This window comes from Solibaculum intestinale (assembly GCF_040096205.1).
Classification (GTDB): Bacteria; Bacillota; Clostridia; order Oscillospirales; family Acutalibacteraceae; genus Solibaculum_A; species Solibaculum_A intestinale.
This window is the reverse complement of sequence record NZ_JBBMFD010000038.1, coordinates 1-11,105: the sequence shown is the minus strand read 5'-3', so window position 1 is coordinate 11,105 and position 11,105 is coordinate 1. Positions and strand designations below refer to the sequence as shown.

Annotated in this window: 13 protein-coding genes; 11 read left to right on the top strand and 2 right to left on the bottom strand. The window is 55.1% G+C overall.

The annotated features are described in order from the left end of the window. Positions 1-529 precede the first annotated feature (529 nt). Complete coding sequence (locus WMO26_RS12890; RefSeq protein WP_349221007.1) at positions 530-1,336, bottom strand: MerR family transcriptional regulator; 807 nt, start codon at positions 1,334-1,336, stop codon at positions 530-532. A 176-nt stretch (positions 1,337-1,512) separates the two neighbouring features. Continuing rightward, the gene (locus WMO26_RS12885; protein WP_349221005.1) at positions 1,513-2,046 is read right to left on the bottom strand and encodes a ferritin-like domain-containing protein; all 534 of its coding nucleotides are present in this window, start codon (positions 2,044-2,046) and stop codon (positions 1,513-1,515) included. Between the two features lie 132 nt (positions 2,047-2,178). Between WMO26_RS12885 and WMO26_RS12880 the strand changes: the two genes are divergently transcribed. The 11 genes from WMO26_RS12880 (at position 2,179) to pflA (ending at position 10,951) form a co-directional block, all read left to right on the top strand. Continuing rightward, the gene (locus WMO26_RS12880) at positions 2,179-2,631 is read left to right on the top strand and encodes a hypothetical protein (RefSeq protein WP_349221003.1); all 453 of its coding nucleotides are present in this window, start codon (positions 2,179-2,181) and stop codon (positions 2,629-2,631) included. Positions 2,632-2,781: 150 nt separating this feature from the next. Then, positions 2,782-2,943: a hypothetical protein gene (locus WMO26_RS12875; protein WP_349221002.1), complete on the top strand. Its 162-nt coding sequence runs from the start codon at positions 2,782-2,784 to the stop codon at positions 2,941-2,943. Positions 2,944-2,974: 31 nt separating this feature from the next. After that, positions 2,975-3,181 carry a hypothetical protein gene (locus tag WMO26_RS12870; RefSeq protein WP_349221000.1) on the top strand — a complete coding sequence of 69 codons (207 nt, stop codon included), beginning with the start codon at positions 2,975-2,977 and terminating at the stop codon, positions 3,179-3,181. A gap of 277 nt (positions 3,182-3,458) precedes the next feature. Then, positions 3,459-4,328: a prepilin-type N-terminal cleavage/methylation domain-containing protein gene (locus tag WMO26_RS12865; RefSeq protein ID WP_349220998.1), complete on the top strand. Its 870-nt coding sequence runs from the start codon at positions 3,459-3,461 to the stop codon at positions 4,326-4,328. Positions 4,329-4,669: 341 nt separating this feature from the next. Beyond that, entirely contained in the window at positions 4,670-5,017 is a 348-nt protein-coding gene (locus WMO26_RS12860; RefSeq protein WP_349220996.1) for a hypothetical protein, read from the top strand. Continuing rightward, entirely contained in the window at positions 5,014-5,304 is a 291-nt protein-coding gene (locus WMO26_RS12855) for a Smr/MutS family protein (protein ID WP_349220994.1), read from the top strand. The genes WMO26_RS12860 and WMO26_RS12855 overlap by 4 nt, the downstream gene beginning before the upstream one ends. A gap of 131 nt (positions 5,305-5,435) precedes the next feature. After that, positions 5,436-6,218, top strand: coding sequence for a basic amino acid ABC transporter substrate-binding protein (locus WMO26_RS12850; protein ID WP_349220992.1), 783 nt, complete (start codon positions 5,436-5,438; stop codon positions 6,216-6,218). A 79-nt stretch (positions 6,219-6,297) separates the two neighbouring features. Then, positions 6,298-7,068, top strand: a complete 771-nt coding sequence (locus WMO26_RS12845) for an amino acid ABC transporter permease (RefSeq protein WP_349220990.1) — start codon at positions 6,298-6,300, stop codon at positions 7,066-7,068. Further along, a complete protein-coding gene (locus tag WMO26_RS12840) occupies positions 7,055-7,777 on the top strand; it encodes an amino acid ABC transporter ATP-binding protein (RefSeq protein ID WP_349220988.1) in 723 nt (240 codons plus the stop codon). The genes WMO26_RS12845 and WMO26_RS12840 overlap by 14 nt, the downstream gene beginning before the upstream one ends. Before the next feature lie 170 nt (positions 7,778-7,947). Further along, positions 7,948-10,161 carry a formate C-acetyltransferase gene (gene pflB / locus WMO26_RS12835; RefSeq protein WP_349220986.1) on the top strand — a complete coding sequence of 738 codons (2,214 nt, stop codon included), beginning with the start codon at positions 7,948-7,950 and terminating at the stop codon, positions 10,159-10,161. 61 nt (positions 10,162-10,222) lie between these two features. Then, positions 10,223-10,951 (top strand): pyruvate formate-lyase-activating protein, encoded by a 729-nt coding sequence (gene pflA, locus WMO26_RS12830; RefSeq protein ID WP_349220984.1) that lies wholly within the window; start codon positions 10,223-10,225, stop codon positions 10,949-10,951. The last annotated feature ends 154 nt before the right edge of the window (positions 10,952-11,105 follow it).

Here is an 11,105-nt window from a genome sequence, read left to right as displayed (position 1 = left end):
CCGATCTGCGGTATTTTCATACCGCCGCTGTTTCTATTTCCGGGCGCGGCTGCGGCAAAGGCGCTCTGTTTTACTTGGAACACATATCTTCCCGCGGGCATATAGTGGAACACGGGGCTAGTCCCGTAACAATAAGGGAGGATTCAGATATGTGCTGTAACAATTGGTCGGGAACTTCAGTCGCATCTTCCACATGCGCCAACGTGGCCGCTGCCGCGTGTCAGAACTCTTGTGCGAGATCTTGCGTGGTCGGGTATCTGCCGATCGTCGCTACCTATCAGATAGGTTCTCCGGTTTGGAATAGTGGCTCTGCCTTTGCCACCTCCTCCGGTTTCGCTGAGACCTCTGGTTACGATTCCTACAGCGGCAGCAGCTGTTGCTGCGGATATTAAGTTTCCGCGGCCGTCCCCTTAACCGGGGACGGCATACTTACGCGGCGTAAGAGTCCTTCCCTGACACCCCGCCCTCCATCAACATCTTCTCAACGGTGATGGAGGGCGGCTGTCGTAAACAGGCCTGACTGGAGAATCTATTTTGCGGAATCCGACTTCTTTACTGGGAACAAAATCCCTGTTTCCAGCTCTTCCGGGGTAAGCGCCTGGTTTTCGTCCTTGAGGTAGCGTTCCACACCCGGGCCGCACACCTGGTATTCCGGATGTGCGGTCAGATAGGCGTGGATGGCTTCATAAGCATACCGCACCGTCTCATAGGGGCCTACGTGGGTGGTGGCCACACACAGCTGCGCTGGGATTTCCCTGACCCCGGCGCCCTCCCCCATCACTTGCACCTGGGCTTCCACATCCATGTTTTCATAGGAAAATTCCTCTCCAAAAAATACAAGCTGGGTAACGCCGCTGCGGGTCAGCCCCTGCTCCTTCATCCGCTGATACAGCTCCTCAAACAGCTCATGCGTTTCGCTGACGGCGATGGTTTTGCGAACGCCGAACACCTTCTGGGCCGGCGTTGGCATGACGATGACCGAATATTTGTCCAGTTCCATAGGATGGTCCTCCATTCTGAAAATGTCGTCCTCCATGCGGCGAAGCAGTTTGCGAAGAGCATGCAGCTCCTCGTGGGCTTCCAGGCGGCGGACATGGATCTGACGGCTCAGCTGGTTGGGCGGCAAGGACAAAAGACCGGCAATCTGTGAAAGAGGAAAGCCGTAGCTTTTGAGCGTCTCAATCTGCTGCAAAACCGGCAGCTGGGAGGGATCGTAATACCGGTAGCCGTTTGCGGGGTCCACATGGGCCGGGCGGAGCAAGCCAATGGCGTCGTAATGGCGCAGCATCCGGGCAGATACCCGGCAGAGTTTGGAAAATTCGCCGATGGTGAACATGGGTTTGATTCCTTCTTTCTGTTGGGTGCTGTGAACCGGTTCCTTCTTATTGTAGCCCTTGACATGGTGATAAGGTCAAGGGCTTTAAAAGAATATCGAATTTTCCCTCTGCAAATCAAACGGCCTGTCCTACTGGTTGCAAAGAAAAAGCGGCGTGCCGGGGCACGCCGCTTTTTCTAGATACATTCGAGCATTTGCCGGAAGATGGAAAGATGAACCTCTTCGTCTTCGATGATTCGTTCCATCAGCGCTTGGATATGAACATCCTTGATAAGGGCAAGATGACGGCGGTAAGTAGCGACGGCTTCCTGTTCGGCCTTGATGTTGTACCGGATCATTTGAGGAAAAGACTTGCAGTAATGGACCATACTGCCGTTCCAGACGATGCAGCGGTTGTTTCGCACGGCGCTGAAGGTGGGGTCGCCGCCCAGCAGATTGATGACCTGGCTTAGCAAATCCAAGTGATGCATTTCCACAATGGCCAACTCCCGCATGATCTTTCCCGCTCCAGGGGAAACCGCGTCAAAAAGCCAACTTTGGTAAATGTACAGGGTGACTGCGGTAAACTCGCCCTGAGCGGACGCGGTATCCTGGTGCAAAATCTGGGCATAGCGGAGATTTTTTCCCTCCACCTTCACAGGCGGATAAGGCGACGGGGCATGAAAATTGTTTACCGCCGGCAAATCGGCCGGTATATTGCCGCAAAGCATAGCAAATTCCTCCTGTATGATTGGTTCCTTTATTCATATGCGCCGCTTCTGCCGATTATCCCGCGGCGGGCAAAGTATCAACGGGCTGAAGAAGGAATATACTGTAGTATTTCGGAGATGCGTGGTGATACAATGCAAACGGACAACGTCCGACCAGACGACAGCCTCCCGTCCGAGCTGCTCAAGCAGCTCGGTATCATCGACCAGTCCCAATGGTACATTTTGATCCTGGCGGCAGCTACGTTGCTGTCTTACTGCACCACCGATATGCAAAAGCAGCTTCTTCTTTGCAGCGCCCAGCCGGAGGAGAATGCCTGCGACTGTGTTGCTGATCCGTATCCGATTCAGCTGACTTCCAGCGCCATGATCATCGGTGCGCTGATTTATTTTTACCAGCTGGCCGCCGACGCGCTGTACACGCCCAAAGAAACGCCTCTGCAATGCGCGTCCAGCCTGCGCGGATACTTGGCAAACGGCCTTGTGCTCGCGGCGGCGATCATCCGTCTGTACGACCTAAAAGAAAATCACGATGCGGCGATGTTTGCGCAGAGCGCACCGATTCCCGATCTGGAGCCGCCGTTGTAACAACATATCCCTTTGTTCTGAGGAAAGGAGCGCTACCCCGATGTATCCATCCAACCTGTCCCGCCGGAAAATTGGTTTTTATGCCGTACCGCTTCCTGCCCCTGCAATCCTGGCAGTACGGGATTCGGCGCCGTTTCCGAGCCGACTGGAATGGTTCCCAACGATGCGGCCGCGTCCTTTCTCAATTACAGCGCACAGTTTCAAAATGCCGCTTTGATTCCCATGGGGGTAGGCGTGGCCGACCCCACCGGCAACATTATGCTGACCGACCCGCATTACCCCGGCGCCAGGCACCTATTTTATTTCCTATGAAGTATCGGCCCTGCTTACGGAGTCCGGATTCATGCAGGTGACGCCCTATTATAACAGTGCCGTTCACATTGAGTATGGCATTTACTTCATGACAGGAGCCGGGCGGTCCAGCGCCTTCGGCGCGGTGTCCTTTCTCATCGAGGTGCCGTCGCAGACGGTGTTCAATCTGACTTTTAACAGTTCTGTAACCACCACCGAAGGAACCCTCACCCTCGTTATCCATAAAATGAGAAGATGAGCGTCCTCAAAGGACACGGCGGGCTGCGCGCCGGCACAGCTATAACCGCAGTGCAAACGCACAGACGTCCGTGCCTTTATCCCGTTCCCTCCCGATAAAAAGCTGTCGGTTTTCATCCGGCGGCTTTTTGCATTCAAATGCAGCGTTTCCGAAACACCATGTAATTGCGGCAGCTTTCGTCGAAAAGCACCGCCGTTTTCCCGCTTTTTCTCCCGCTTCTTCTTTACAAGAAACACAAGACGTTGTATGATGAAAATAAAGAAAAGAGGTGGGAAAGATGCGCCGAACACAGCGGGGATTTACCCTGGTGGAACTTGTTATCGTCGTAGCGGTTTTGGCAATTGTGGCGGCCATCGCCATTCCCGCTGTTTCCTCCATCATCGGCGATGCGCGGCAGTCCACCTGTCTATCCAACCGCGCCGCTTTGCAGCGGGAGGCTTCCTACGAGGTCATGAAGCTGGACGCTTCGGCGGACCAGGTGATGGCTAAGTTTACCACGGAGATAATCCGCGAAAAAGGATACGTGTGCGTGGGTTCAAACGGGGAAATCCGCCTGTCCTACGACCCGGTGTCCCACAGCTTTTCCGCTTACTGCACACAGCACGGGGGCCTGGAAGTCCATTACGACTTTGCCGATACCATCGGAAGATATATGGAAGGCAGCTTAGGAGACAAAATCGTGGATCTGCTGGGTTCACGCCTGTCCATCAGCCAGATTGACTCTACCGCGCCGGAAGGCGGCAATTATGCCGGCCCCATCCGCAATTGTCTGGCGGAGCTGTCCAACCATTCCATCGGCGCGGGAATAACCGCCACCTGGTCCTTATGCAACATCGAGCGTTCCGGAAACGCCGTCAAGGAGACCTATCAGGTCTATTGGAGCAGCGCCGACATCACTGCAGCCCAGAGCGGCAACCAGATTCTGATGATGAAATACAACGCCAAAACCGGCGTGTACGAGGCCGGATGGGCAACGGTCAAGCAGACGAAGGATACCACCGTCGGCGGCGGCAAAGAATATAATGTCATTGTCCCGGGTTCTTTTCAGACGGTAACGGCAAGCAGCTCGAAAGACTTCATGACCGCTTACCGCTATTTCCAGGATGCGCTGCAGGAAAGCGGCAGCGGCATTAAAAACGAAAGCTGAAAGGACGTTTTTCTGCAAAAGCAGGAGGGCATGTGCCCGCTTACATGTTTACTTTTTTATAATACGCATTGGTCAAAAGCCGGCCGCGGCAATTTGCGGCCGGCTTTTTCTGAAATGCCTCCTTATGAAAGCGCCCGGGCAGCCTGTTTCGTTTTGCAGGCGGCAATTTGGCCCGTCTGCTTGACAAGGCTTTCAAAATCATGGATAATAATTGCATCCATTCCGGTTCTTTGGGGCCGGATATTAGCACCAAACAGATGATTACGGAAGGCCCTTTGCCGCCCGCAGGGAAATGTGCGTGTCCGGCAACGGTGTTTTTCCTTTGGGGAGGGCTTTGCGTTATGGTTACCGAATGCTGGGCGATTGTCATTGTGATTCTCGCCATGTGCTATATCTTCCTGCGCGCACGCAAACCGGAATATTCCATCGGCATTCTGCCACTGATTCTCGTTCCCCTTTCCCACCTGCTGGGTACCGGCATTCTCTACTGGTTCGGCGATCACATTACGCTCGACCACAGCCTTGTGGGCATCGGCATCGACGTGACCGGCCTTGTCATCACCTGCGTTTTGCTGGGCTTCGCCGTGCAGGCCATCAAGAGCAGAAAGCAGCGCAACGCCCTTTTGGTCTGCTGCACCGGGTTTACGCTGATCCTGGCTTGGGTGCTGCTTTTGAACGTAGGCAAATGACGGGCGGGCAAAACCGGGAACGCCGGGCTGGACTGGACATTGTGGTGGACATTCACGGAATGCGCGCCTTTGCCGCGAAAACCTATCTGCAGCATCTTCTTGCCCGTGCCTCCCTAGACCGGGACGCAAAGGAAGTCATCGTGGTTCACGGCTACCATTCGGGGACTGCGCTGCGGGACATGGTGCGCAAAGAATTGCGCAGCCCTTATATCAAGGAGCGGCATCCCGGCTTTTCGGACGGGCAGACGATTCTGGTGCTTAAAAAGCGGATACCTCCCCCCCGCTGAGGCGGCTTGTCAGAAATGTGCATGATTATGCCTATTTCGTGTATATTCTGCATAAGTATGCTATGTGCCCTTGATTTCGGCAAAGGGCTATGGTATAATGCCATCATTAATTGATACGGGAGGGTATCGAAATGAAAAAATTTATGAGAGTCCTGGCGCTGGCATTGGTACTGGTTTTGTCGGTTTCCATGCTTGCGGCGTGCGACAGCGGCAAATCGAACGTCCTGAAGATCGGCACCAACGCGGAATTCCCGCCCTTTGAGTACATTGGCGACGACGGCAATCCGGACGGCTTCGACATCGCACTGATGAAGGCAATCGGCGAACAGATGGGTGTGGAAATCCAGATTGAAAACATGGAATTCAAATCCCTGATCGGCGCCATTGAAAGCGGCAACATTCAGGGCATCATCGCCGCCATGACGGTGGACGACGAGCGCAAGAAGAGCGTGAATTTCTCCGACGGTTACTATGAGGCTCATCAGATGGTTCTGGTGCGCAAGGACAGCGATATCACCAAGGCGGAAGACTTAAACGGCAAAAAGATCGCCGTGCAGGAAGGCACCACCGGCGACTTTGTGGCTTCCGGCGATCCCGACTGGGAATACATCCTGGGCACTTCTCTGCAGAACACGGAAGTTTCCCGCATGAAGAAGGGTCTGGACGCGGTCATTGAGCTCAAAAACGGCAGAGTGGACGCGGTCATCATCGACTCGAATCCTGCACAGGTGTTCGCCAAGGAGAACGCCGACGACATTAAGATTGTCGAAGGCATTCAGTCCGAAACGGAGACCTACGCCATCGCCGTAACCAAGGAGGACGAGGATCTTCTCAACAAGATCAACGCGGCTCTCAAGACCCTTAAGGAAAACGGCAAGTACGACGAGATCCTCAAGCAGTATATCGAGCAGTAATCGGTAATAAGAACGCTTTTGTGAGGATAGTGCCTCTATTCGCACTATCCTCACTTTTCTATGAACGGGGGAGGTTCCTATGCCGGACGTTTCACTCATCACGATGAATATCTTTGATTCCATCGGCGCTTTTTTCCAGTCGCTGTACGATCAGTTCGTATTTGTCTTCATTGAGGGCAACCGTTACACGCTGATTGTGGACGGTTTGAAAAACACGCTGATTTTGTCGGTTTTTGCCGCACTCATCGGCATTCTGGTGGGCCTGATTGTAGCGGTCATCCGTCTGCCCAGCAACAGCCTAAAAACCCACAATAAATTCGTGGGGTTTCTACTGGCGATCCCTAACTGGCTGGCAAATGCTTACGTGAGCATCATCAGAGGCACGCCTTTCGTGGTGCAGCTGCTGATTATGTACCAGATCATTTTCGGCAAGTCCGGAATGGACAAGATGATGGTTGCCATCATCGCCTTTGGTCTCAATTCCGGCGCATACGTGGCGGAAATCTTCCGTGCCGGCATCCAGTCCATTGACAAGGGCCAGTCGGAAGCAGGCCGCTCCTTAGGCCTGACCAGCTTTATGACTATGCGCTACATCATTGTCCCCCAGGCGATTAAGAACGTGCTGCCGGCTCTGGGCAACGAGTTCATTGTGCTCATTAAGGAAACGGCGGTGGTGGGCTACATCGCCCTGATGGATCTGACCAAGGCGGCCGACTTCATCATCAGCCGTACCTATACCGCGTATATGCCCCTTATCGGCGTGGCCATCATCTACTTCATCATCATCAAGATCCTGACCAAGGGCCTGGGCGTTATGGAAAGGAGGCTGAGGGCAAGTGATAGTCGTTAAAGACCTGCACAAAGCCTTTGGAGACCATCGGGTGCTCTGCGGCATCAATGAGGAAATCAAGAAGGGCGAAAAGGTCGTTGTGGTGGGGCCGTCCGGCTCCGGCAAATCCACCTTTCTGCGGTGCCTCAATCTCCTGGAAACGCCTACCTCGGGCGAAATCTGGTTTGAGGATACTTTGATTACCGATCCCAAGTGCAATGTCAATCAGATGCGCCAGAAGATGGGAATGGTGTTTCAGCATTTTAACCTCTTCCCTCATCTGACGGTGATGCAGAACATTACGCTGGCTCCGGTCAAGCTCAAGCTGCAAAGCGAGGAGCAGGCGAAGGAAAATGCCCTGCGTCTTTTAAAGCGGGTGGGCCTGTCGGAAAAGGCGGACTCTTACCCCAGTCAGATTTCCGGCGGCCAGAAGCAGCGTATCGCTATTGTCCGTTCTCTGGCGATGAACCCGGATGTGATGCTTTTCGACGAACCCACCTCCGCGTTGGATCCGGAGATGGTGGGCGAGGTTCTTCAGGTCATGAAAGAGCTGGCGGAAGAAGGGATGACCATGGTCGTGGTCACCCACGAAATGAACTTTGCTCGGGAAGTGGCGACCCGCGTGCTTTTCATGGATGAAGGCTTGATTTTGGAAGAGTCCGAGCCCCAGGCGTTTTTCGGGAATCCCCAAAATCCCCGTTTGTGTGATTTCCTTTCCAAGGTTTTATAAGGATGGCAGGCATGCAGCCGGGCTGCATGCCTGTTTTTTTCGTGAAAGAAACGGAAAAAGGGTATCCTTAAATAGCAGTAGCCAATTTCTCTGAAATGTTGTGTTTTGCCAGTTGCAAAAACTATACTATTCTAGTATAATTAAATCAAAACAAAAGGAGGGAGCGCACCATGAACTTTAAAACCGGCACTTGGACCAACACCATCGACGTTCGCAATTTCATCAACAAGAACTACACTCCCTACGATGGGGACGATTCGTTCCTCACTCCTCCTACCGAACGCACCCGAAAGCTGTGGGATGAGGTTTCATCCCTGATGAAGAAGGAAACCGCGGCCGGCGGGGTACTTGATATCGACGCGTCCACCATTTCGGACATCGACGCTTATTCGCCCGGCTACATTGATAAAGACCTGGAAACCATCGTGGGCTTGCAGACCGACGCGCCCCTCAAGCGGGCCATTATGCCCTTCGGCGGCATCCGGATGGTACGCACGTCGCTGAAAAACTACGGCCGGGAGATGGACCCGGAGGTGGAGCGGGTTTTCAAATACCGCAAAACTCACAACGACGGCGTGTTCGACGTGTATACCGACGAGATGAAGCGCGCCCGGCACACCGGCATCATCACCGGCCTACCCGACGCCTACGGCCGGGGCCGCATCATCGGCGACTACCGCCGGGTAGCTTTGTACGGCGTGGACGCACTCATCGAGCAGAAGAAAAAAGCCTTACAGGACTACAGCTACGATATTATGGACGAGGCTTCCATCCGCCATCGGGAGGAAATCTCCGACCAAATTAAGGCGCTGCATGCGCTGAAAGTCATGGCCCAGTCTTACGGGTTTGACATTTCCGCCCCGGCCAGAGACACGAAGGAAGCCATCCAGTGGCTCTATTTCGGGTATCTGGCGGCGGTAAAGGAGCAAAACGGCGCGGCCATGTCCTTAGGCCGGGTGTCCACTTTCTTGGACATTTACGCACAGAAGGATTTGCAGGAAGGCCGGTACACGGAGGAAGAGATTCAGGAATTTGTGGACCACTTCATTATGAAGCTTCGGATGGTCCGTTTTCTGCGCACTCCCAGCTACGACGAGCTTTTTTCCGGTGACCCCACTTGGGTTACCGAGTCCATCGGCGGCATGTCCACTGACGGACGGCATATGGTCACGAAAATGTCCTACCGCTTTTTGCACACCCTGGTCAACCTAGGCCCCGCCCCGGAGCCCAACATGACGGTGCTGTGGAGCCGCCGCCTGCCCCAGAACTTTAAGAATTTCTGCGCCCGCCTTTCCATCGAGACCTCCTCCATCCAGTACGAGAGCGACAGTCTGATGCGGCGCAAGTTCGGCGACGATTATGCCATCGCCTGCTGCGTGTCCGCCATGCGGGTGGGCAAGCAGATGCAGTTTTTCGGCGCCCGGGCGAACCTGGCCAAGGCTCTGCTTTACGCCATCAACGGCGGCCGGGACGAGAAAACCGGGGACCAGGTAGGCCCTGAGCTTTTGGCGGTACGGGGCAAGTATCTGGACTACGACGACGTGATGAAGAAGTTCTCCGCCATTCTCGACTGGCTTTCCAAGCTTTATATGAACACCCTCAACGTCATTCACTACATGCACGACAAGTACTGCTATGAGCGCATCCAGATGGCGCTGCACGACGAGGAAATTGTGCGCACCGAGGCCTGCGGCATTGCGGGGCTATCGGTGGTGGCAGACAGCCTTTCCGCCATCAAGTACGCGAAGGTCCGCCCCATCCGGGACGACCGGGACCTGGTGGTGGATTTCGAGATCGAAGGGGATTATCCCAAGTTCGGCAACAACGACCCGCGGGTGGATGACATCGCGGTGGACGTGGTCAAGACCTTTATGCAGAAGCTGCGCAAGCAGCGCACCTACCGGGGCGCCATCGCCACCCAGTCGGTGCTGACCATTACTTCCAACGTAGTATACGGCAAGAAGACCGGTTCCACGCCGGACGGACGCAAGCTGGGCGAACCCTTCGCCCCGGGCGCCAATCCCATGCATGGGCGGGATGAGAACGGCTGCGTGGCCTCCATGATGTCGGTGGCAAAACTGCCGTACGACTACAGTGAGGACGGCATTTCCTACACCTTCTCCATTGTGCCGGGGGCTCTGGGCCGGGAAGAGGAGGACAAGGTCAAAAACCTGGCCTCTCTGCTGGACGGGTATTTTGCCGAGGGCGGCCATCACATCAACGTCAACGTTTTAAACCGGGATGTGCTCTTGGACGCCATGGATCATCCGGAGAAGTATCCCCAGCTGACCATCCGGGTTTCCGGCTACGCGGTCAACTTCATCAAGCTCACCAGAGAGCAGCAGATGGACGTGATCAACCGCACCTTCCATACCCGGTTCTAGTCAAATGCTGCCAGCGGCGCGGGGAATCCGCGCCGTCTTGTCTGAACAGGAGGTGTCCTCTATGTCCGCGATTACCGGCCGCATCCATTCGGTGGAAACCTTCGGCGCGCTGGACGGGCCCGGCATCCGATATGTGCTGTTTTTGCAGGGCTGCCCGCTGCAATGTTTATACTGCCACAACCCGGACTCCTGGAGCGTCAGGGACGGCCAGGTGCGCACGGTGGACGAGGTATTTGCCGACATTCTGCGTTACCGCAGCTTTCTAAGCGGCGGAGTCACTCTGTCGGGCGGGGAACCGCTTTTGCAGGCGGACTTCTGCGCCGCCCTTTTCTCCCTTTGCAGGGAACAAGGCATTCACACAGCGCTGGACACGGCGGGTTCCATCCCTCTTGCGGCCTGTCAGGAAGCGGTGGACCTGGCGGACCTGGTGCTTTTGGACCTGAAAGCCATGGACCCCGGAGACTGCAAACGCCTGACCGGGCGGGACAACCGGGGTGCCATTGCCCTGCTCGATTACCGAGAGGCGGGAAACGCGCCGGTATGGATTCGCCATGTCCTGGTCCCGGGCATCACCCTCAAGGAAGAGAAGCTGCGGGCGATGGCGGCGTTCCTCAAAGGCTATACCTGCATCGAGCGGATGGAGCTGCTGCCCTTTCATAAGATGGGCGAATACAAATGGGAGCAGCTTCATCGGCCTTACACGTTGGCGGATACGCCCGAGCCGACAGCCGACGAGGTCGCAAAGGCAAGATCCATTTTCCGGGAGGCCGGGCTGCCGGTGCCCTCTTAAACAGGGAATGGGTATTTGACTCTGCGGGGAACGCTTTTCCCCATTGAGGAAACCTCGCACATTTGCATAAGCGGAAGGCATCCAAGCGGCCGTTCATAGTTGCCGCTTATCACGCAGACGATGTGAGTGGCGCCCATCTCCCGGGTCTTTTGGA